We start from the raw sequence: 21110 nt of genomic DNA on the forward strand, positions 1-21110 counted from the left end.
CCATCGAAAACCGTGAAGAGCATGCTACGGGCGGGTTTTTACCCCCGCCCTACAGCTCGCCGATCCCGGAAACAACGTTGGCGCGCCCCTCGGCCAGGCTGTACGAGAGGCCGATGACCGCCGTGCGTCCGCTTTCGATTGCGTCCGAAATCACACGGGAGCTGTCCACCAGCCGTTCGGACGTCTGCTTGACGTGCTCCACCACCATGTCGTTGACCTCGTGCTTGTCCTGGCGCATCGAGGTAAGCACCGACGGCGTAATGCGCTCCACCAGATCGCGGATGAAGCCGGGAGGCATCTCGCCGGTATCCACTGCCGCCTTGGTGGCGCTGACGGCGCCGCAGCTGTCGTGGCCCAGGATGGCGATCAGGGGTACGCCGAGCACGCCCACGCTGTACTCCAGCGAGCCGAGGACGGCGTCGTCAATCACCTGGCCTGCCGTGCGAACCACAAAAACGTCGCCGAGTCCGACGTCGAAAATGATTTCTGCTGCGAGCCGGGAGTCCGAGCAGCCGAAAATCACCGCGAAAGGGTGCTGGTTCTCCACGAGCGAGGACCGGCGCGAGGAGTCCTGGTTCGGGTGGGAGGATTCGCCGGCGACGAAGCGTTCATTTCCTTCGCGCATCCGGCGCCAGGCAAGGGCAGGAGTCAGATAGGTAGTCACCCTGCTTACCTTAGGGGGCAGTGGTGGCCGAAGGTGAAACTGTGACGGCAGGATTGCTGTCCATGGACTTCACGACGGCGTCCGCCAGGGTGGCGAATTCGTCCAGTTGGGCGGCGCCGGAGAGGATCACGGTAGTCCCGCGGTAGTCAAGCACCATCGACTTTTCGCCTTTGCCGGTATCGCGGAGTTCCCATTCCTGCCCGCCGGCATTGCGGGATCCGGTGACCGGTGCATTTTCTGTCTGCTGCAGGAGCCAGGTGGGGTTGGCGGCGCGGGTCTGGATGAGTCCGATGAAGGACTGTTTGGGCGTGATGTAGCCCACCTCCCACGAGGGAACGCCGCTTCCCGTGCCGGCTTCCCAGCGGGCGTAGTTGGGCCGGAAGGTGTTGCCCGTGTCCGGGGCCACCGGTGTGAATCCTGCCACATCCGTTGCGTTGCGGGCTGCGGCGCTGACGTCGATGTCCGGGCGGTAGCCGTCATTCTTGGGGGAGGGGTTCATCAGGACGATGGGCAGGAAGGCCGCGATGCTGACCGCCAGGGCAATGATCATCCCGATCACCGAGGCGTTGGCCCGCTTCGCTGCCGCAGCCGGAATCACAGGCTTAACCGGGGGCTGCCCTCCCTGCACGCCGGGTCCGTTGTTGCTTCCGGATCCGGCCGGTTCGGGGGTGGGACTGGTCTTTTCCTGCATTTCGCTCACCCCTCCATAGTCCCCTATGCCGGTGCACAACTCACACTCGCCCCAGGCGGCGCCGGCCCCTGTCTGGGGCAGCGCGCGCGGGTACATTGCGCCGCCGCGTCATGCCGCAGCCCGAGGGCGGTGCCGCGACTATGATCGATATCAGAGGAATCACCGCGTTCGCTGTTCCGGCGGAGCGGGTTCAATGATCGCCACTCGAAGAAGAGGTTCACGTGTCACCAGCGTCCATGACCCAGAAGTACTCCACGATCTCCCCGTCCCTGGCTGTGGGCAATGACGAGCCGGACCGCAACCTCGCCCTTGAGCTTGTCCGCGTTACCGAGGCCGCGGCAATCGCCGGCGGCCACTGGGTTGGCTTCGGCGACAAGAACACGGCCGACGGCGCCGCCGTTGACGCCATGCGCTCCTTCCTGCAGACGGTCCACTTCAACGGCGTTGTGGTCATCGGCGAAGGCGAAAAAGACGAAGCCCCCATGCTCTTCAACGGCGAACGCGTCGGCGACGGCACAGGCCCCGAATGTGATGTGGCCGTAGACCCCATCGACGGCACCCGCTTGACCGCCCTGGGCATCAACAACGCCCTCGCCGTCCTGGCCGTGGCCGAACGCGGCTCCATGTTCGACCCCTCCGCTGTGTTCTACATGGAAAAGCTCGTCACCGGCCCCGAGGCCGCTGACATGGTGGACCTCCGCCTGCCCGTCAAGCAGAACCTGCACCTGATCGCCAAGGCCAAGGGCGTCAAGGTCAACCAGCTCAACGTCATGATCCTTGACCGCGACCGCCACCGCCCGCTGGTGGAAGAAATCCGCGAGGCCGGCGCCCGCACCAAATTCATCATGGACGGCGACGTCGCCGGTGCCATCGCAGCCGCCCGCTCCGGTACCGGCGTGGACGCGCTGATGGGTATCGGCGGAACCCCCGAAGGCATCGTTGCGGCCTGTGCCATCAAGTCCCTCGGTGGTGTCATCCAGGGCCGCCTGTGGCCCACCAGCGACGAGGAAAAGCAGAAGGCCATCGACGCCGGACACGACCTTGAGCGCGTCCTGTCCACCAACGACCTCGTCTCCAGCGACAACTGCTACTTTGCCGCCACCGGCATCACCGACGGCGACCTGCTCAAGGGCGTCCGGTACTCCAAGGACAAGGTCCTCACCCAGTCCATCGTGATGCGGTCCAAGTCCGGCACCATCCGTTTTGTGGAGGGCGAGCACCAGGCCAGCAAGTGGGAAGGGTACGCCCGCAAGAGCTGATCCCCTTCCTGCCCGACACAGATCCCCGGAGCGCCGCAGGGTGCTCCGGGGATCTGCCGTTTCAGGCCTTGGTATAGGGTTGAAGCCATGATTCCTGCTGTTGTGCCCTGTACTGACCGCGCCCTCTGGGACGAATATGTTGACCGGTTCCAGGGACATCCGCAGCAGCTGTGGGGCTGGGGCGAGACCAAGGCAATGCATGGCTGGTCCGTGGAACGGGTGCTGGTCAATCACGGCGACAAGACCGTGGGCTGCGCCCAGTTGCTGGTCCGGAGGCTGCCGTTCCCCTTCCGCGCCCTGGCCTACATCCCCCGCGGCCCGATGTGTTCGGTGGAGGACGCCCCGGCCGTACTGGCCAGCCTGGCTGACCATGCAGCCGCGCGCCACCAGGCAGTGGCGTTGAGCATCGAACCCGACTGGGATCAGGACTCCGCCTTCGCCGGCGCGGTAGCCTCCGCCGGCTTCCGGCCCACCACCAACACCGTGCTGATCCCGCGGACGCTGATCCTGGACCTCTCCAGGACAGACGACGAACTGATGGCGGAGATGTCCAAGTCCACCCGGGCCAACATCCGCAAGGCCATGCGCAGCGACGTCGAGTTCCGGAAGGTCAAGAACGAGGCCGAGCTTGAACAGGTCCTCGCGATCTACCACGAGACGGCCGAGCGCGCCGGCTTCGGCATCCATGAGGACCAGTACTACCGCGACATCTTCAAGAACATGGGGGACGGGTCCCCGGTCATCGCCGCGTTCGACGGCGAGCAGATGCTGGCCTTCGTCTGGCTGGCCAGGAGCGGGTCCACGGCTTTCGAGCTGTATGGCGGGGTCTCTGCCGAAGGCCAGAAGCAGCGCGTGAACTACGGCGTGAAATGGGCCGCCCTGCAGGCCATGCGCGAAGACGGGTGCTCCCGCTACGATTTCAACGGCCTCCTCAACGACGGTATCTCCGACTTCAAGAAGCAGTTCGCCAAGCACGAAAACATGCTCCTGGGTACGTGGGAAAAGCCGCTCTCACCGCTCTATCCGGCCTACGCCCAGGCCATGCCGCTGGCCCGCCGAGGCCTGCAGCAGGGGAGGCGGCTCCTGAAGACCGCGGCCGGCCGCATCCGGCCACTGATCCAGCGGCTGCGCCCGGGCAGCTGACGAAGCAGGCCAGAAAAAGGGCGACGGCGGCACCCGCGTGGGGTGCCGCCGTCGCCCTTTGCTCTTTGCTGGCCTGGCAGCCGCGGGTTGCTGAGCAGGCTGCTAAAGGCCAGTGGTGACTGCGAACGCCAGCGCAGGTTCGGTGCTGCCGGCTACCGGGTGGACGTTAACGGGCGCCTCGGCGGCCGGCAGGAAGGCGCTGCCGCCGCGCGAGAGCTGCAGATCGCCCTTGGGAGAGTCCAGGTAGATGTCCCCGGCCACCACAATCACCACGGCGGCGCCGGACTGGGCCAGCGGAACGGGGCCCGCGTCCGGTGCGAGCTCGATCCGCTGGAGCTGGAATTCCTCGAAGGGCGGCCGGAAAAGCTCCTGGTCCATGACGGTCCGCTCGGCCTGAAGCATTGGCACGGCCACTGGCTGGAAGTCGATGGTCCGCAGCAATTCCGGGACGTCGACGAACTTGGGTGTGAGCCCGCCGCGCAGCACGTTGTCGGAGGACGCCATCACTTCAACGCCAAGCCCGTGCAGGTACGCGTGCACGTTCCCCGCCGGCAGGTAGACGGCCTCGCCCGGCTCCAGCGATATCCGGTTGAGCAGCAGCGAGATCAGCACGCCGGGGTCACCCGGGTACTTTTCATTGAGGCTGATGACTGTGGCCAGTTCGGTTTCGTAGGGTGCCAGCGGAGCTCCGGCCAGCAGCGCGGCAACCACCTGGGCGGTGTCGTCAGCTACTGACTGGCCGCCGGTGATCAGCCGCTCGAAAGCGGCCCGCAGGCCGGCCCCTTCATCACCCGCCCGGAGATCCTCGAGCAGGGTACCGATCAGCGCGGGTGGCTCGCCTTCCACCTGATCAAAGGCTGCCGCAACGTGTTGCAGGATTTCGCGGGTCCGGGCTGCCGGGCGGAAACCGCAGAGCGCCTCGAACGGCGTCAGGGCAAAAATCATCTCCGGTTTGTGGTTGTCATCCCGGTAATTCCGGTTGGGGGCGTCAGGTGCGAGGCCCTGCGCGTTTTCACGCGCAAAACCGGCCCTCGCCTGGTCAAGGCTGGGATGGACCTGCAGGGACAGCGGCTGTGCGGCAGCGAGGACCTTGGCCAGGAAGGGGAGGCGGGGGCCGAAACGCGCCACCGAGTCAGAGCCGAGGAAATGCTCGGGGTCGCGCGAGATCAGTGCGTCCAGGGCAGTGGCGGAGCCGTCCTCCGGAACGCGGGCCACGGAGGGCGAGTCCGGGTGCGCGCCGATCCACAGCTCGGCTTCGGGGCGGCCGGACTCGGGGCGTCCCAGTAGGGCCGCGATGGCCGTTGTTGATCCCCAGGCGTAATCCCGGAGGACGTTCTCAATCTCGTACAAGTTGGTGTCCGTTCCTAGGTCTGGAGGGAAGGGAAAGTGGGCTTACAAGGGGGCGCACTGGCCGTTGGTCGCCACCAGTTCACGGATGGCTTGTTCGTCGCCCTGGCGCTTGAGCCCGTTGAGCAGGGACTCGGTGATGGGTTCACCGTCCGGAGTGGTGGTCACCGGCGTGAAGTCCGCCGAGGGAGGAGACTGCTGGGTCCGGATTCCGCCCCCTGCAGGCGGCGCTCCAGCGGCGGGCGCTGCGGGAGCGGGCGCCGCCTGCAGGTGCCCGGAGGCGGCCGCCGGAACCACCAGCATGTCATCGGCGGTTCCTGCAGACTGGGCATCCGAGGCCGAGGCCAGCAGCTGGTCCACACGCTCGTGGATGATGTCGAAGTTCGGAACCGTGGAGAAGGAGGCGTCAAAGTCCGGCGGGCCGATGGTGAGCCGCTTGGCTTCCTTGCCCTTTGCCTTGATGGCCAGGTCCAGGAAGCTGCCCAGCTGCGAGGAGGAGATATTGGAGTCCACAACCTTGGTTCCGGCGTTGGCGATGTCCTCGAACTTGGCCAGCAGGGTGGCCGGGTCCAGCTGTTTGAGCATGGCCTGCTGGACACACTGCTGGCGCGCGATCCTGGCGTAATCGTCCACGAATTCCCGCGAGCGGCCATACCACAGGGCGTGGTAGCCGTCCAGGGTGTTGTCGCCGGCCGGGATCCAGCCCAGCGGCATGCCGTGGATGCCGTTGGCCTCGTCGATGGTTTCCCCGCTGATGGGCACCCAGCCGCCGGCCTTGATCCGGATGCCGCCCATGGCGTCAATGAGCTTGGAGAAGCCGTCCATGTCCACCAGCACGTAGGCCTGGATGTCCATGCCCAAGGTTCCGGAGACGGCTTCCAGGGTTGCCTGCGCACCGGGGTCCGCCACGCCGGGGTAGAGGTCCGCGTGTTCGTTGGTGACCTCAGTGTTGATGGCGTTGATCAGGCACGCGTCGCCGCAGTCGTACCCGTCGGGGTAGATGGCGCGCATGGGGGAGTCCGCGCTGAACTGGGCGTTCTGGAAGTTCCGCGGGATGGAGATGATGGCCGTCTGGCCGGTCTCGGCATCGACACTCAGCACGGACAGGCTGTCCGGGCGCCTGCCGGTCCGGTCATCCCCGGCGTCGCCGCCCATCATCAGGAAGTTGTACCGGCCGTCCACCGGTTCCATGGCGGGGCCGGCCGAGAAGATGCTGCCGATGGCGTTCCGGCCAACGTTTAGCAAGTAGGCGGCGTAGCCCAGCGAGCCGCTTCCCAGCACCATCGCCAGCACCAGGGCAATCACGACGGCGGGACGGGCGGGCGGCGCCAGCAGTACCGGGCGGATGAGCCTCAGGGTGTTGATAAAGAGGATGGCCCAGCCAACGGCCAGCGCCGCCAGCACGATGATGATGGCCAGGGAGGCGAGGGGGTTGGTGATGATGCTGATCAGCAGGCTCCGGTTGACCAGCAGCAGGATGACGGCCAGTACCAGGGCTGCCCAGGCGCAGAGGGTTACGCGCAGCGCAGCCCGGCCGAGTTTGCGGTCGCCCGCTACGAGTTGGGCACTGCCGGGCACCAGGAGCGTCATCAGGACCAGCACAAAGCCGCGTTTGGTCCGGACCTGGGGTGAGGCGCTCACCGGGTAGCGGACGGGGTCGGTCATGGCAGTGTCCGAGGGGGACTGCTGGATCTTGCTGCTGGACATGGCCGCCTCCCTAACGGCTGCCCCGGAGCGTTCCGTTTCCCTCTGCGAAGACCTCACTGACCTTCTGCCGGAGGTTTGCCCCCTTGCGGGTGGCCACGGCATTGAGGTCGGCGGCGAATTCGATAAGGTCGACGCGCAGCGAGGCGGCAAGCTCATCAGTGCCTGCTGCCAGCATCCGGACTGCGAGGAGTCCGGCATTGCGGGCTCCCGCGATGGAAACCGTGGCTACCGGAACACCGGCAGGCATCTGCACGATGGAGAGCAGGGAGTCCATACCGTCCAGGGTCTTCAAGGGAACGGGCACTCCGATCACGGGGAGCGGTGTGACACTGGCCAGCATGCCTGGAAGGTGGGCGGCGCCACCGGCGCCGGCAATGATGACCCTCAAACCGCGCTCGTGCGCTGTCTGGCCGTAACGGATCATTTCCATCGGCATCCGGTGTGCCGAGACAACGTCGGCTTCGAAGGGAATGCCGAACTCCGCCAGGGCGTCCGCTGCCGCTTCCATTACCGGCCAGTCGGAGTCCGAACCCATCACCAGGCCTACCAGAGGGCTGACTGCGGTGCCTCGGGCCGGGGTAGCTTCGGCGCTCATGCGTTCTCCTCAAGAATTGCTGGCGGTTCTTCTGCCGGCACCCGCCCGTCCCGGATGATGCCTGCCACCACGGCGGCCCGGCGTCGAACGGAGTCAACGTCCGCCGTCGACGTGCCTGCCAGGTTGACGTGGCCGATCTTGCGGCCGGGGCGCACGGATTTGCCGTAGCAGTGCACCTTGGCGGCCGGTTCGCTGGCCAGGGCCAGCGGGTAAGCGGAAAACAGGTCCTGGTTGTCTCCGCCCAGGAAGTTCTTCATCACCACAACCGGTGCCAGGGCATCTGTGGCACCCAAGGGCAGATTCAGGACCGCCCGGAGGTGCTGCTCGAACTGGCTCGTCACCGCACCGTCCTGGGTCCAGTGCCCGGTGTTGTGCGGCCGCATCGCCAGTTCGTTGATCAGGAAGCCGGCACCTGTTCCGGGCGTTTCGAAGAGTTCCACCGCCAGGACGCCAGTCACTCCGAGTTCATTGGCAATCCTCAGCGCGGCATCCTCGGCCGCGGCGGCAACTTCCACGGGGATGTCGAGGGCGGGGGCGATGACTTCGTCGCATACGCCATCCACCTGGACAGTGTGTACTACCGGCCACGCCCGGGCTTCCCCGTCAGGTGTGCGCGCAACCAGCGCAGACAGTTCCCGGGTGAATTCGACTTTTGCTTCGGCGAGGAGGGGGCTCATGGACTCGAACCAGTCACTGGTTTCGGCAGCCTCCGCGGCGGAGGAGATGATCCGTACACCCTTGCCGTCGTAGCCGCCGCGCGGCGTCTTCAGGACTACCGGCCAGCCGGTCTCCTCGCCGAATGCGACCAGTGCGGGCACGTCGGCGACGGAAGCCCAGACCGGATTCGGCAGTTCGAGGCGGTCGATGGCAGCGCGCATGACGAGTTTGTCCTGGGCGTGGACCAGGGCGTCCGGGCCGGGCTGGACGTTGACGCCGGCTTCCTGCAGGGCCCTGAGATGGGCCGTGGGAACGTGTTCGTGGTCGAACGTCATCACGTCCAGGCCCTTGGAGAATTCCAGCAGGGTCTGGAAGTCCTTGTAGTCGCCCACCGGCGAGGAGGACACTGCAGACACGGCTGAAACGTCGTCACTTTCGGCAAGGACGCGCAGTTCGAAGCCGAGTGCTGTTGCCGCTGGGGCCATCATTCGCGCAAGCTGGCCGCCGCCAACCACACCTATTACTGGAAAAGTCACATGGGCCAGCCTACCGAAAACCGCCGGGTATCCCGCCTTCGGGTCGGGGCGGCGGTTGAGTTTTTCGGCGCACGCGGCGCCGGATGGAGCAAGTTTGGGGGGCTTCCGTCCAGCTTTGGGGGCTAAAATAGGCCTCTGGCCGTGTGGCCCATTGTTTCAACGGCCATGGAGGGTCATGTTTAGCGCACTTTCAGATCGCATCCGGGGGCTCGCCTCGCTTTTCTGGCGTGAGGTGGCCAAGTTTGGTGCCGTCGGCGGTGTGGCATTCGTCATCGATAACGGCCTCACGTATTTCCTGATGCACGGAGCGATGTCGGACAGCGAGGCCAAGGCCCGCTTTGTGGGCGCTTCGGTGGCCACGATCTTTTCCTGGATCGCGAACCGTCTCTGGACCTTCCGGCACCGCCGGCAGGCCAACGTGCTGCGCGAGTTCCTGATGTTCATCCTCATCAACGGCATCGGGATCGGGATTTCCACCGGATTTACCGCCCTGGCCAAGTACGGGCTGGGCGTCACGGACAAGAACCTGCTCTTCCTTGCCGGTGTTGTGGGCATCCTGGTAGCAACAGTGGTCCGGTTCTTCGCCTACCGGTTCCTGGTGTTCAACCAGGAACTGGACCAGGAGCCCGAGTTCTCGCACGACCACGAGCTCATCGAACTCCACCATGCCAAAGGTGCGCACGCCGATGCTGATGTGGCGGAGCCCGAGCCTTTTGCCGGGGACCCCGCCCAGCCCCAAAAGTAGGGGCGCGGCCCGGGCCAGCCTTCAGCTGCCGTGGATGCGTTCCGCGGCGAGCAGCTTCCCGGTATCCGCAACGTCAGGATGGGTGAGCACCACTGAGCCTCCGCGGCGCCAGGCGCCGAGTGCATCGGCCAGCGCCGCTTCAAGCCCGCCGCCGCCCGCCACGTGAAGCCGGACGCCTTCTTCATGGGGCACCGCGAAGCCGTCCAGCAGGTCTTGGTGGAGGTGCCGGCGCCCGTCAGATGCCACGATGGCGCAGGCGGATGGATCCGGATCGACATGCTGCATAAAAACATCCCCGTGGGAGCGCACCTCGGCCGCGTAGTCGAGGAAGCCGGCCGGAAGTCCGCCGTCCCACCGCATGGCAAGCGCCGGCAGCGCCACTGCCACCACGGCGTCGTACTTTCCGTTCACCGCATCCGGCGCGGCGGTTGCCAGGAAGTCGGCCTCCTCCCCGTTCAGCACGGTCTCAAGGCCGAGCTGCCAGGCGGCCAACGCCCACACCATGGACTTCCAATGCGCCGGAAGGTCCAGGGCCAGCCGCATGCCGGGCCCGGCGTCCAGTTCGTCCTGCAGCAGGTTGCTGGTTTTGGCCACCCAGTTGTCCAGCACCTTTCCGGACAATTCCACGCGCTCGGAGTCCGGGCCGTACCAGGTGAGCCGCGGGGCCGTGGAATTGCCGGAGCGAAGGCTGGTCATCAGATCGATTGCGGGGGTATTCATGGCTCAATCCTGCCACCCGCCGCTCGGCGGGTCATCCGGTCGTTCGAGCCTGGTTCCATCGCACCAGTGCCGCTGTGATCTTTATCACTTCCGATGCTAAGCGTGCTTGCTATTTTGGTGAAAAGCGGCTATTTTCCGCACCAACTGGGACCTTTTGGCATTCCGGCGCCTACTTTTCGCCCCCTCGGCGCCGCTGTGGCGCCGGAGCCGCAGAAAATCGCGGGCGTGGCGTGCGAAACTTCGCAGGATTTACTGATTATTATCCGGGCAGCGGCTTGACTCACCCTAGTTACACGCGTGTAATTAGATAACTAAAGGCAACTGCGTAAATACCGGCACACAACCGAGTGTCCATGTATCCAGGCAGTCGCTGCAACATCAGGAGGGTCGCCGTGGGGCAAGCAGAGCGTATCCAGGAAGATGCCGTCGTCGCCGGTCAGGCAACGGCGAAATACCGTTCGCGGGGGGTGCCAAGCGATTGGTACGTTGACCCTGCCGACCCTGATGCGGCGGAGCGGTACAACACGAACAACAAGGACTTTCTCCAGGACCAGGCCACGGCATTCCTTGCCGCCCATGAGGCCCTCCTGGATGGCGGTGGGGACCCTGAGGACGAGCTGGACCCGCCCATGGAACTGGCGGCGGCCGGAACGGCGCAGCCGGTCTGGATCGGCCTGCCCTTCCAGCAGGACTTTGATGACGAAGGCGAGCTTGGCTGGCAGACGGACGCCTTGTGCGCCCAAACGGACCCGGAGGCATTCTTCCCCGAAAAGGGCGGTTCCACCCGCGACGCGAAAAAAGTATGCGGTGCCTGCAACGTGCGGTCGCAATGCCTTGAGTACGCGCTGGCGAACGACGAACGGTTCGGCATCTGGGGAGGCCTGTCCGAGCGTGAGCGCCGGCGGCTGAGGAAGCGAGCAATCTAATTCATCAGGATGTTCACGTCACTGCCGTTGTGGTTGCCCACAACGGCAGTGCCTATCTCCCCAGGACCCTGGCAGCACTGGCGGACCAGACCCGGCCCGCGGACTATGTCATCGGGGTCGATACCGGCTCCCGCGACGATTCCGAGGTCCTCCTCCAGCAGGCTCTGGGCGGGGCGCACGTCGTCAGCCACCGCGGGAAGAGCGGTATGGGCGCTGCCGTCTCCGCCGGCCTCGCCCGGCTCGCCCCCTGGCGCGGCGAGCCAGGCGCGGGCGGGCCGGAGTGGATTTGGCTGCTCCACGACGATGCCGCACCCGCCCCGGAAGCCCTCGCTGAGCTTCTCACCGCTGTTGAACGCGCACCGTCCGTCACTGTCGCCGGCTGCAAGCAGCTGGATTGGCACGCTGAACGCCATCTGATAGACGTCGGCCTGTCAACGAGCCGCTGGGCCGAACGGCTCACACTTATCGACGCCGACGAACTGGACCAGGGGCAATACGACGGCCGCACGGACACGTTCGCCGTTAACTCGGCGGGCATGCTGGTCCGCCGCGACGTCTGGGAGCAGTTGGGCGGCTTCGACCCCGCGTTGCCGGGCAGCGGCGATGACGTCGACTTCTGTTGGCGCAACCGGCTGGCCGGACACCGGGTGGTGGTAGTTCCCGCAGCCACGATGTTCCACGTTGCCCACCGGCCCCATGCGCTGGGGAATGCTGCTGCAGCCCGGAAAGCACAGGTCCATCTGCGCCTGAAGCATGCACCGCTGTGGATGGTTCCTGTCCACGCTGCGGCCGCCCTGCTGGGAAGCATCTTCAAATTTGTGCTGAGCATTGCCGTTAAGGATCCCGGGCACGGCATTACGCAGCTCGTTGCGACTTTCGCTGCGCTGGCCAGGCCGGGCGCCGTTTTGAAGGCCAGGCGGACCGCCCGAAGGACACGCCGGATCAGGCGCTCCGTCATCCGCAAGCTCCAGACACCGAGGCGGGAGGTCTGGAGCCACAGGCGTTCGCTGATGGAAGCCCTGGGGTCGGACGCCACTGCAGCTGACCACCTAGAACACGACCCGCTGGCGCATCAGCCCACCGGTGACGCTTCGGACGACTTCGCGGCGCTGGCCACCAGTAAACGCGGCTGGGTGGGCAACGGGGCGCTGGCCGCAATTATCATCGCCTCAGTCACGTCGCTGCTGGGCCTGACCGGACTGTTCGGAGCCCCTGCAGTATCAGGCGGTGCCCTGATCCCTGTTTCCGCCGGGCTGGGCGAGATCTGGCACCACGCGTCCAGCTGGTGGATCTCCCTGGGCGCCGGACTCCCGGGGCGCGGCGACCCCTTCGGCTATGTCCTCTGGGTCCTCGGCGTACTCGGTGGCGGCGACGCCAATGCGGCCATGGCCTGGCTGCTGCTGCTCAGCACGCCGCTGTCCGGCCTGACCGCCTGGTTTGCTGCCGGTGGACTGACGGTCCGCCGCCGGCTGCGCCTGGTGGCGGCACTTTTCTGGGCCGGTGCTCCCGCCCTGCAGGTGGCGCTGAACCAGGGCCGGGCAGGGGCCCTCATTGCCCACATCATGGTTCCCCTCCTGGCGCTTGCCCTGCTACGCGCTACCGGTTCAGCCGTGGGCCAAGGCCGCTTTGAGGCCCCGGCTCCCGGCGACCGTCGTTTCACCGACAGGCCGCCAATTAAACCCGGGATCAACGGGATGCCGTCCTGGACCGCGGCGGCAGCTGCAGGCCTGGCCATGGCGGTGGTGACAGCTTCCGCGCCTTCCCTGCTCATTCCCGCCACCGTGGCAGTAGTGCTCTGCGGGCTCCTCCTTGGACGCCGCGGGCGCACGGTCTGGTGGGCACTGCTGCCCACGGCCGCCCTGTTCATTCCCTTCGGACTTTCCACGCTCGACCGGCCCCGGGCCTTACTGGCAGACCCCGGCGTGCCGCTGGCCTTTGACGCCGCACCGTTGTGGCAGCAGCTCCTCGGACAGCCGCTCGAGTTCGGCCCCGACGGCGGGCTCTCCGGGCTCCCGTTCTTCGCCGACGGCACCCTGCCGTGGGCATCACTGCTGGCGTTCCTGGTGGCCGTGCCGGTCCTGCTCCTGGCCGTGGCCGGACTATGCCTGCCGGGCCAGCGGACCGGAATTGCCCGGTTGTTGTGGGTTATTGCCACCATCGCCCTGGCCGGTGGATGGCTCGCAGGCAACGTGGCGGCCGGCATCAATGCCAACACCATGGTGACTGCCTTCCCCGGGCCGGCGGTTTCTGCCGCGGCCTTTGCCTTCCTGGGTGCCGCCCTGCTGGGGGCGGAACAGCTCCTTGGCCGTGCAGACAGGGCTGCAGCAACGGGCACGAAGCACAAGCTGACGCTGCGGTCCGCCACAGCGTTGGGCACGGTGCTCCTTGTTGCAGGACCGCTGGCTGGCATGACGGCCTGGTCGGCGCAAAACCTTCTTCGAACGTCCGCCGTGACGTCCCAGGCGCCCGCCGGCGCCGGTGCACCGCTGGGCACACCCCGCCTGGTGGAAGCCGCGGGCCGGCGTATCCTCCCGGCAACGGCCATCGACAGGGGGACCGGCCCCGAACAGACACGCACCCTGTTGATCAGCACCCGTGACGACGGCACCTATGACGCCTCGTTGATGCGTGGTGCGGGCACCACGCTGGACAGCCTCTCCGCCATCGCCTCCGCGCGGAACATCCTGGGCGCCCCGGGCTCCGAAGCAGTCCGGGACGACGACGAGGTCACCGCCGCAGTCCGCCGTGTGGTGGCCACCCTGGTTGCAGGCCAGGGCGTGGATCCCCGGACCGACCTCGAACAACTGGGCGCCGGCTTTGTGGTGCTGCGGGCCGCCGATACCGCCGCGCAACTGACCGCCAGCAGGATGGATGCGGTGCCGGGGCTTATTGCCGTAGGACAGACCGACGTCGGCTGGCTCTGGCGCATCGCTCCGCTGAACCAGCCGGCGCTGCAGCCGGCAGACATCACCCAGCGCGTAAGGATTGTTGATGGCAAGGGCGCCGCGATCGGCCTGGTACCTTCAGGCCACGACGACGTCGACGCCCCCATTCCCGAGGGTCCTGAGGGCCGCCTGGTGGTGCTCGCAGAGCGGGCAGATCCGGGGTGGACTGCGTGGCTGGATGGCCGGAAGCTCACAGCCACCACGTCCGGATGGTCACAGGCTTTCACACTGCCGCCCACGGCGGGACACCTGAGCGTGCGGTACGAAAACCCGGCCGCCCTGTGGGCCGGGATCGCCCAGGCCGCCGTCATCGGACTGACGGTGATGCTGGCCATCCCCATGCCGGCCCGGCGCCAGCGGACCGGCCTGTCCCGGGATGAAGGCTCGCTGCGTAAGGAACGCCAGAATGCATAACAACCCTGTTCACCCTGCAGCACCGCACGCGCTGCCTGCCGGCGGGGAAGCGGAAACCGAGGAAACCGAGGGGAGCCCGGACCAGGCGAAGCGCACCGGCAGCGGACGCAAAGCGCTCGTGACCGGGCTGCTGTCGGCTGCGGTCATCATGGCCGGTGCGGGAGCAGTGGTTGCGGCCGGATCCTTCCTTCCGCAGCCCGGCTCCAGCCGCAGCGTGCCCGCGGGGGTGTCCGCGGTTCCGGCCGGGACCAGCGTCGGGGTCTGCCCGGGACCCGCCCGCCTGCTGGAAGGCACGGAAGCGGGCACGGACCCGCAATTCAGTCCCGAGTCGGAGACTGCTGCCAGTACAGTCACCGGCGCCGTCCTCAGTGCCGGCGGCGTGCTGCCGGCAAGCCGCCTGTCGGAACTCAGCGGCCGGACCGCCGTCGAAATCGCCAAAGGGCCCGGCCCGTCCGCTGCCGCCGGCGCTCCGCAGGAGCTCCTGGCCGGGGTTGTTGCAGGGCGGCAGGTGAACCAGGTGAGTGTGCTCAGCGCCGATGCCACCACCAACCAGAAGGCCTCAGCTGCGGCCGGCATGAAGTTCACGGCAACCGACGGCGACCTGCAGGGGACGGCAGCCGCGAACTGCCAGCAGCCCTCGAACGACCAATGGCTCGCCGGTGCCAGTACTACGGTGGGCCGCACGTCCGTGCTGATGCTCACCAACGCTTCATCCACACCGGCCACCGTGAGCCTGGAGCTGTTTGGGTCCAACGGACAGATCCAGGCGCCGGGAAGCCGCGGCCTGCTCGTGGCGCCCGGTACTTCACGGGCTGTAGTTCTCGCCGGGCTCGCCCCGGGTGAAGCCCAGTTGAGCGTGCATATCCGCAGCGCCGGCGGGCCGGTCGCTGCCGTCATCCAGCAGAGCGTCCTGCGGGGACTGACCCCGGGAGGTGTGGACTTCATAGCCCCCGGTGCAGCACCGGCTGTGCGGCAGGTGATGACCGGGGTCGACATCCAGGAGGCGGGACAGGTTGCTTCGCTCACGGCGAAGTCCGGATATGAGGACGCCGGACCGGCCCTGCAGCTCACCGTTCCCGGACCGTCGGACGCCGTGGTGGAGGTCAAGCTGTACGGGCGGGACGGCCAGAAGGCCCTGCCGTCCGGCGGCGTGATCACCGCGAAAGCGGGTGCGGTCACGGAAATTCCACTCGCCGGGGTCCCGGCCGGCCACTATACGGTGGCTGCATCATCGGACGTCACTTTCGTGGCCGCTACGCGGATTACGCGCGGACTCCAGGACAGTAAAGCGGTGGATGTCGCCTGGGCGGCATCCGGAGTCAGGCTCGGCAGCCAGCACGTGGTGCCGGTTCCGCCGGGCGGCCAGCGCACCCTGGTTTTTGGTGCCCTGGAGAACCGGGCCACCATCACGTATTCGGCCATCACCGCAGACGGCAAAGTACGGGCGCCGGCCACGGCGGACATTGCCGGCGGAACAACGGCTTCCATCGCGGTGCCCGGGAAGGCTGACGATTCGGACGTCGTGGGCTACGTGGTCTCGGCGTCAGGAGACGCTGCCTATGGTTCCCTGCTGCTGCAGCAGGACGGCCGGGACGATATCTCGTCACTGGCATTCCTCCCGGCCGCTGCCGGACAGGAAACCGTACCCGTGACCCTCAGCTACTGACGACGCCTCTTCAGCCGGCCCTTAGTACAGGCGCTCAGTACCGGCGCCGGTAAACGGGGTCCAGCGTTTCGGGGGCAACACCCAGCATTTCAGCCGTGTGTTCCACCACCACGTCATGGACCAGGTCCTGGAGGTCGTCGACGCCCCCGCACGCCTGCTCCACCACGCGCCGGTACACCGTGATCATGGGGCCGTCCTGGTCCGTTGCAGGGATGTAGGCGCCCATGGGTGCCGGGGCCGAATTCGCTGCCAGCTGTTCGAGGTCCGGCGGGATCTCATCCACGCCGAACCGCACGCCGTCGAGGGTCTTGCCCCAGATATCGTGGAGCCGCTGGGCGGAGTCCAGGACCATGTCATCGAACCGGTCAGAGCGCGTGCGGTAGCCGGGATGCGTGGGGAGCATCACTTCGCCACGGAGACCGCGTCCATGCCGGTTCCGGCGGCGGGCCATAAAGCTTTTGCCGGGTATTCCGGTGCCCGGGTCCTTAACGGCACCCGGGTCAGCCAACCGGACCGTAAAACCTGATTCATGGTTCGATGACTGCATACATCGACTGTAAACCCGGGCGAACAATTACGCGATACATTGTCCCCGGCTTCACGGGCGCGTCGACCCGAAGCGGCAATGCGCCGATATGCGGTGGACAGCGAGTAGTCTGGGATGTCGTGGGAGCTATCCGTCAGTGTTCAAGATCTGCGTGCCGCCAGTCAGCGGTGGCTACCCTGACGTACGTCTATGCCGACTCCACTGCAGTCCTTGGTCCGCTGGCCACCTACGCTGAACCGCATTGTTACGATCTGTGCGAGCAGCATGCAGGCTCCCTGACCGTTCCCCGGGGCTGGGAAGTCCTGCGCCTGGCCATGCCCACCACTCCGCAGCAGCCGGGTCCCGATGACCTGCTGGCCTTGGCCAATGCGGTCCGGGACGCCGCTGCCTTGCCGGCCCAGCCGCCGTCGACCCCAGCCAAGCGCGGACCGCACTCAGCCCTTGAGGCACCGGCTGGAGCAGAAGGTACCCGGCGCGGCCACCTGCGCGTCCTCCGGGAACCGTCCTGAACGCATCTGGCGGTACGCTGGAAGCTGCAATTCCGTCCGCTACCGGCGCCAGCGCGCCCGTCAGGGAGCATGTATCAATGCCAAAGATCAGTCCTGAACTGCTGTCCGTCCTGCGTTGCCCCGTGACAGGTTCGCTGTTGGTGCAGGAGGGCGAGGAGCTTGTTGCAACCGCCGGGGACGAGTCCGGCGTCAGGCCCCGGTACGCCATCGAGGACGGGATTCCGCTCCTGCTTCCGCCCGAACTGCTGGCAGCCGCCGCCTCTGCCGGTTCAGACCAGCACGACGCAACCACTGCTGCACCGCCGGCAGGGTAGCGCCCCCTCTTTCGAACCACAGGCCCACCAGGCCACCGGCACTCCGCTGCCGCAGTTCCCGGACCCAGCACCGGCCATCGCCGGACAAAGTAAAGGATTCACCCATGGCTTTTGATTACAAGGTTGCCGACATTTCACTGGCTGAAGCCGGCCGGCACCAGATCCGCCTCGCCGAGCACGAGATGCCCGGCCTGATGTCCCTGCGCGAGGAGTTCGGCCCCAGCCAGCCGCTCAAGGGCGCCCGGATCGCCGGATCCCTGCACATGACCGTGCAGACCGCCGTGCTGATCGAAACCCTGACGGCCCTCGGCGCCGAGGTGCGCTGGGCTTCGTGCAACATCTTCTCCACCCAGGATGAAGCCGCTGCCGCCGTTGTGGTGGGCAAGGGCACCGTGGAGGACCCGCAGGGCGTGCCCGTGTTTGCCTGGAAGGGCGAAACCCTCGAGGAATACTGGTGGACCGCCGAGCAGATCCTCACCTGGCCCGGCGCCGGGTCTGATCCGGAGCTCGGCCCCAACATGATCCTGGATGACGGCGGCGACGCCACCATGCTGGTGCACAAGGGTGTGGAGTTCGAGGCGGTGGGCAACGTTCCCTCCGCCGATCCCACCGATTCCGAGGAATACGGAATCTTCCTGGAAGTCCTCCGCCGCTCCCTCGCGGCTGACCCCAAAAAGTGGACCCGTACGGCCGCCACCATCAAGGGCGTCAGCGAGGAAACCACCACCGGCGTACACCGCCTCTACCAGCTGGCCGAACAGGGCAAGCTGCTGTTCCCCGCCATCAACGTCAACGACTCCGTCACGAAGAGCAAGTTCGACAACAAGTACGGGATCCGCCACTCCCTCCCGGACGGCATCAACCGGGCCACCGATGTGCTGATGGGCGGCAAGGTCGCCGTCGTCTGCGGCTACGGCGACGTCGGCAAGGGCGCCGCCGAGGCCCTGCGCGGCCAGGGCTCCCGGGTCATCGTCACCGAAATCGACCCCATCTGCGCCCTGCAGGCCGCGATGGACGGCTACCAGGTGGCCAAGCTCGAGTCCGTCCTGGCCCAGGGTGACATCTTCATCACCACCACGGGCAACAAGGACGTCATCATGGCCGAGCACATGGCGGGCATGAAAAACAAAGCAATCGTGGGCAACATCGGCCACTTCGATAATGAAATCGACATGGCCGGGCTCGCGAAGGTCCCGGGGATCAGGAAAGTGGAGATCAAGCCGCAGGTCCACGAGTGGGTGTTCGACGCCGGAACGGCAGCCGAGCGTTCCATCATCGTCCTGTCCGAAGGCCGGCTGCTGAACCTGGGCAATGCCACCGGGCACCCGTCCTTCGTCATGAGCAACTCGTTCGCCAACCAGACCATCGCCCAGATCGAGCTGTGGACCAAGAAGGACCAGCCGGAAGGCCAGCGCGAGTACGAAAACCAGGTCTACGTCCTGCCCAAGGTCCTGGACGAAAAAGTTGCACGCCTGCACCTGGACGCCCTGGGTGTGGAGCTCACCGAGCTGACCAAGGACCAGGCCGAGTACCTGGACCTCGACGTCGCCGGCCCCTACAAGCCCGAGCATTATCGTTACTAAGAAGTAAAGCGCCCGGGGGCCAACGGCACCCGGGCCGTTACTTTTTGCACCTAGGATCAAAATATGGAGCCTGAAGTCAAGCCCCGCCGTCCGGGCAGAACCAAGAAAATTCTTGTGGTGGTAGCGGTGTGCCTCCTCGCCGCTGTCGGCGGCGTGTTCTCCGCGGTGGCGCCGGGAATCGCCCGCGGTGCCATTGAATCCGAGGCAGGCTCCGCCGTCAGGACATCCCCCGGCGTCGCTCTGCCGGTCATCGCTCCCGTTAAACTGGACGCCGCGCCGGCCAACGGTGCCAAGCAGGTCAACCCTGCCGCCCCGGTGTCACTGAAGGTGGCCAACGGCACCATCGAGCGCGTCACCCTCACCAGCACTTCAGGGGAGACCGTCGAAGGCAGCATCGACGCCGAGGGCACCGGCTGGACCGCAGCCGGAGCATTGAAGTTCAACACGGACTACAGCTACACCTTCGTGGTCAAGGACAGCGCCGGACGCGAGGCAAGCACCACCCAGACCTTCAGCACCGTCTCCAGTACCCATGAAGCCGACGCCGCCATCTACCCGCTGGATGGCATGAAGGTGGGTGTGGGGCAGCCCCTGCAGATCATCTTCAGTGAACCTGTCACCAACCGTGACGCCGTGGAGAAGGCCATCACCATCTCCAGCAGTGCAGGCCAGGTGGGCGCCTTCCACTGGTACAGCGACACCATGGTCCGGTACAGGGCCGAAAACTTCTGGGCCGCAAACTCCACAGTCACCATGGACATGAAGCTCTTCGGCGTGGATCTGGGCAACGGCCAGATCGCCAACTTCAACAAGAAAGTGAACGTTGCCATTGGTGACAAGAAGGTGGCTGTGGCGGACGCTGCCGCCCATACCTTCACGCTGAGCGTCAACGACCAGGTGGTCAAGACGCTGCCGGTCAGCATGGGCGACAAGCGCTTCCCGTCTGCCCGGGGGTATGGCGTGCTGATGGAGAAGAAGCGCTATGACCACTTCCGGGCCTCGAGCATCGGATTGAAGCCGGACGACCCCGCCTATTACGGTGACGTGGACGTCGAATACACCATCCGGCTTACGCTCAGCGGGGCCTACATCCACCAGGCCCTGCCGTCCGCGTTCCCCTTCATCGGCAACACCAACGTCTCGCATGGCTGCATCGGGTTCGCTCCCGACGGCGCCGCCTGGGTCTTCGACAACATGGGCACCGGCGACGTGGTCCAGATCATCAACACCGAGGGTGACTACGCGGCCCACACGGACGGCTTCGGCGACTGGAACATCCCCTGGGGCGAATACAACAACTAGCGCCCGGCTGCAGCGGCTAACTGCTGAAGGGCAGCCGCTGCAGCCTCTCGCCCGTCTCGGCGCTCCGCCGTCGTGCCTTGCCCAGCCTTGCGAGGTCCCTGGTGCGCCGTTCGGCAACGACAGCGGCAAGGTAGTCTTCAGGGGTGGTTCCCGCGGGCGGGGGAGGGGCCACGTGGGCCGCGAGTTCGGTGGCAATTGACTCGGCCATTCCGGCCCTGGAGAACGGCGCCATGCGCCCTGCCTGCCGGATGAATTGGGATGCCCGCCGCGCGGTGGCATCCGGGAGCCTGCCGATATCCGCGGTGGCCGCCCAGGGTGTCAACCGTGGCGGAACGAACACCGGCGCGGACCGTTCCACCGGTACCCGGCTCCGGATGGCGTAGGTCCCGGCCATCAGGTCGCCCAGCCGGCGTGACCTCTCGTTAAAGAGGGCCACGGCAATGGCCAGGCCGCCGAAGGTCAAATAGATTTCGAGGAATCCGGTCAGGCCGCGGATGAGGGCGTGGCGGAAGCGGATGGCGCCGCCATCCTCCCGGACCACCCGCAGGCCCGCTGCAAGTTTGCCCAGCGAGAGCCCGCGGCTCAAGGTCTCGATGGCCACGGGAACGATCACCAGGCAAAAAACCACACCGGCAAGGACCAATGCCCGCTGGGCGGCCTCGTCCAGGTCTTCACCGGCGGCCGATATCCCCACCAGGATCAGCACGAGCAACACGATGCTCAACGCCATGTCCAGGAGCAGGCCCAGGGCACGGGCCGCGAAGGAGGCGGGACGCAATTCCAGTACCACTGCTTCGCCCGTGACGATCGAACTCATGCTGGTCCCCGTTCCCCGCATTT

19 protein-coding genes are annotated in these 21110 nt (G+C 66.4%); 10 read left to right on the forward strand and 9 right to left on the reverse strand.

The genetic code is table 11. From position 1 onward, the window contains the following. Positions 1-49 precede the first annotated feature (49 nt). Both FNL14_RS15900 and FNL14_RS15905 read right to left on the reverse strand, forming a co-directional pair. The gene (locus FNL14_RS15900) at positions 50-664 is read right to left on the reverse strand and encodes a carbonic anhydrase (protein WP_091418458.1); all 615 of its coding nucleotides are present in this window, start codon (positions 662-664) and stop codon (positions 50-52) included. 10 nt (positions 665-674) lie between these two features. After that, complete coding sequence (locus FNL14_RS15905; protein WP_142061960.1) at positions 675-1355, reverse strand: DUF4245 domain-containing protein; 681 nt, start codon at positions 1353-1355, stop codon at positions 675-677. 236 nt (positions 1356-1591) lie between these two features. Here FNL14_RS15905 and glpX point away from each other — a divergent pair, with 236 nt between their 5' ends. Together glpX and FNL14_RS15915 are read left to right on the forward strand one after the other, a co-directional pair. Beyond that, entirely contained in the window at positions 1592-2614 is a 1023-nt protein-coding gene (glpX, locus tag FNL14_RS15910; RefSeq protein ID WP_170850736.1) for a class II fructose-bisphosphatase, read from the forward strand. An 87-nt stretch (positions 2615-2701) separates the two neighbouring features. Then, positions 2702-3757, forward strand: a complete 1056-nt coding sequence (locus FNL14_RS15915; protein WP_142061768.1) for a peptidoglycan bridge formation glycyltransferase FemA/FemB family protein — start codon at positions 2702-2704, stop codon at positions 3755-3757. A 102-nt stretch (positions 3758-3859) separates the two neighbouring features. On the opposite strand, the gene manA is transcribed toward FNL14_RS15915, so the two are convergent. The 4 genes from manA to FNL14_RS15935 are packed head-to-tail and all read right to left on the reverse strand — an operon-like array spanning position 3860 to position 8599. Beyond that, positions 3860-5107 (reverse strand): mannose-6-phosphate isomerase, class I, encoded by a 1248-nt coding sequence (manA, locus tag FNL14_RS15920; protein WP_091418450.1) that lies wholly within the window; start codon positions 5105-5107, stop codon positions 3860-3862. A gap of 42 nt (positions 5108-5149) precedes the next feature. Continuing rightward, the gene (locus FNL14_RS15925) at positions 5150-6811 is read right to left on the reverse strand and encodes an LCP family protein (protein WP_142061771.1); all 1662 of its coding nucleotides are present in this window, start codon (positions 6809-6811) and stop codon (positions 5150-5152) included. A gap of 10 nt (positions 6812-6821) precedes the next feature. Next, positions 6822-7406 carry a 5-(carboxyamino)imidazole ribonucleotide mutase gene (gene purE, locus FNL14_RS15930; protein ID WP_142061774.1) on the reverse strand — a complete coding sequence of 195 codons (585 nt, stop codon included), beginning with the start codon at positions 7404-7406 and terminating at the stop codon, positions 6822-6824. Further along, positions 7403-8599 carry a 5-(carboxyamino)imidazole ribonucleotide synthase gene (locus tag FNL14_RS15935; protein ID WP_142061777.1) on the reverse strand — a complete coding sequence of 399 codons (1197 nt, stop codon included), beginning with the start codon at positions 8597-8599 and terminating at the stop codon, positions 7403-7405. Before FNL14_RS15935 ends, purE begins: the two co-directional genes overlap by 4 nt. A gap of 175 nt (positions 8600-8774) precedes the next feature. On the opposite strand from FNL14_RS15935, the gene FNL14_RS15940 reads away from it, so the two are divergent. Next, complete coding sequence (locus FNL14_RS15940; protein ID WP_142061780.1) at positions 8775-9344, forward strand: GtrA family protein; 570 nt, start codon at positions 8775-8777, stop codon at positions 9342-9344. 21 nt (positions 9345-9365) lie between these two features. On the opposite strand, the gene FNL14_RS15945 is transcribed toward FNL14_RS15940, so the two are convergent. Beyond that, positions 9366-10064 (reverse strand): TIGR03089 family protein, encoded by a 699-nt coding sequence (locus FNL14_RS15945; RefSeq protein WP_142061783.1) that lies wholly within the window; start codon positions 10062-10064, stop codon positions 9366-9368. A 392-nt stretch (positions 10065-10456) separates the two neighbouring features. Between FNL14_RS15945 and FNL14_RS15950 the strand changes: the two genes are divergently transcribed. Genes FNL14_RS15950 through FNL14_RS15960 form a run of 3 tightly spaced genes read left to right on the forward strand, consistent with a single transcriptional unit; the run spans position 10457 to position 16015 of the window. After that, positions 10457-10990: a WhiB family transcriptional regulator gene (locus FNL14_RS15950; protein WP_091418441.1), complete on the forward strand. Its 534-nt coding sequence runs from the start codon at positions 10457-10459 to the stop codon at positions 10988-10990. Between the two features lie 29 nt (positions 10991-11019). Beyond that, on the forward strand, positions 11020-14349 hold the full coding sequence (locus FNL14_RS15955; RefSeq protein WP_142061786.1) for a glycosyltransferase family 2 protein: 3330 nt from the start codon (positions 11020-11022) through the stop codon (positions 14347-14349). Continuing rightward, positions 14342-16015 carry a DUF5719 family protein gene (locus FNL14_RS15960; protein ID WP_220126191.1) on the forward strand — a complete coding sequence of 558 codons (1674 nt, stop codon included), beginning with the start codon at positions 14342-14344 and terminating at the stop codon, positions 16013-16015. Before FNL14_RS15955 ends, FNL14_RS15960 begins: the two co-directional genes overlap by 8 nt. Before the next feature lie 34 nt (positions 16016-16049). Here FNL14_RS15960 and FNL14_RS15965 read toward each other — a convergent pair whose 3' ends face one another. Further along, positions 16050-16562, reverse strand: a complete 513-nt coding sequence (locus FNL14_RS15965) for a metallopeptidase family protein (protein ID WP_142061789.1) — start codon at positions 16560-16562, stop codon at positions 16050-16052. Between the two features lie 119 nt (positions 16563-16681). Here FNL14_RS15965 and FNL14_RS15970 point away from each other — a divergent pair, with 119 nt between their 5' ends. From FNL14_RS15970 to FNL14_RS15985, 4 genes are all read left to right on the forward strand, one after another. Then, positions 16682-17071 carry a DUF3499 domain-containing protein gene (locus tag FNL14_RS15970; RefSeq protein ID WP_091418436.1) on the forward strand — a complete coding sequence of 130 codons (390 nt, stop codon included), beginning with the start codon at positions 16682-16684 and terminating at the stop codon, positions 17069-17071. 77 nt (positions 17072-17148) lie between these two features. Then, positions 17149-17385 carry a hypothetical protein gene (locus tag FNL14_RS15975; protein WP_091418435.1) on the forward strand — a complete coding sequence of 79 codons (237 nt, stop codon included), beginning with the start codon at positions 17149-17151 and terminating at the stop codon, positions 17383-17385. Between the two features lie 104 nt (positions 17386-17489). Continuing rightward, the gene (gene ahcY / locus FNL14_RS15980; protein ID WP_142061792.1) at positions 17490-18968 is read left to right on the forward strand and encodes an adenosylhomocysteinase; all 1479 of its coding nucleotides are present in this window, start codon (positions 17490-17492) and stop codon (positions 18966-18968) included. Positions 18969-19031: 63 nt separating this feature from the next. Then, positions 19032-20270 (forward strand): Ig-like domain-containing protein, encoded by a 1239-nt coding sequence (locus FNL14_RS15985; protein ID WP_142061795.1) that lies wholly within the window; start codon positions 19032-19034, stop codon positions 20268-20270. A gap of 16 nt (positions 20271-20286) precedes the next feature. Here the strand turns inward: FNL14_RS15985 and FNL14_RS15990 are convergent, their stop codons facing one another. Beyond that, on the reverse strand, positions 20287-21087 hold the full coding sequence (locus FNL14_RS15990) for an RDD family protein (protein ID WP_142061798.1): 801 nt from the start codon (positions 21085-21087) through the stop codon (positions 20287-20289). Positions 21088-21110: the final 23 nt, after the last annotated feature.

The organism is Pseudarthrobacter sp. B4EP4b (genome assembly GCF_006680095.1).
In the GTDB taxonomy this organism is placed as follows: Bacteria; Actinomycetota; Actinomycetes; order Actinomycetales; family Micrococcaceae; genus Arthrobacter.

Excerpts from the sequence above, each read along its gene's own strand:
- FNL14_RS15915 (WP_142061768.1), top strand. The coding sequence starts at position 2,702 with ATGATTCCTGCTGTTGTGCCCTGTACTGACCGCGCCCTCTGGGACGAA.
- FNL14_RS15945 (WP_142061783.1), bottom strand. The coding sequence starts at position 10,064 with ATGAATACCCCCGCAATCGATCTGATGACCAGCCTTCGCTCCGGCAAT.
- FNL14_RS15940 (WP_142061780.1), top strand. The coding sequence starts at position 8,775 with ATGTTTAGCGCACTTTCAGATCGCATCCGGGGGCTCGCCTCGCTTTTC.
- FNL14_RS15990 (WP_142061798.1), bottom strand. The coding sequence starts at position 21,087 with ATGAGTTCGATCGTCACGGGCGAAGCAGTGGTACTGGAATTGCGTCCC.
- FNL14_RS15905 (WP_142061960.1), bottom strand. The coding sequence starts at position 1,355 with ATGCAGGAAAAGACCAGTCCCACCCCCGAACCGGCCGGATCCGGAAGC.
- FNL14_RS15975 (WP_091418435.1), top strand. The coding sequence starts at position 17,149 with ATGCCAAAGATCAGTCCTGAACTGCTGTCCGTCCTGCGTTGCCCCGTG.
- FNL14_RS15965 (WP_142061789.1), bottom strand. The coding sequence starts at position 16,562 with ATGCAGTCATCGAACCATGAATCAGGTTTTACGGTCCGGTTGGCTGAC.
- ahcY (WP_142061792.1), top strand. The coding sequence starts at position 17,490 with ATGGCTTTTGATTACAAGGTTGCCGACATTTCACTGGCTGAAGCCGGC.
- purE (WP_142061774.1), bottom strand. The coding sequence starts at position 7,406 with ATGAGCGCCGAAGCTACCCCGGCCCGAGGCACCGCAGTCAGCCCTCTG.
- FNL14_RS15985 (WP_142061795.1), top strand. The coding sequence starts at position 19,032 with ATGGAGCCTGAAGTCAAGCCCCGCCGTCCGGGCAGAACCAAGAAAATT.
- glpX (WP_170850736.1), top strand. The coding sequence starts at position 1,592 with ATGACCCAGAAGTACTCCACGATCTCCCCGTCCCTGGCTGTGGGCAAT.
- FNL14_RS15960 (WP_220126191.1), top strand. The coding sequence starts at position 14,342 with ATGCATAACAACCCTGTTCACCCTGCAGCACCGCACGCGCTGCCTGCC.
- FNL14_RS15925 (WP_142061771.1), bottom strand. The coding sequence starts at position 6,811 with ATGTCCAGCAGCAAGATCCAGCAGTCCCCCTCGGACACTGCCATGACC.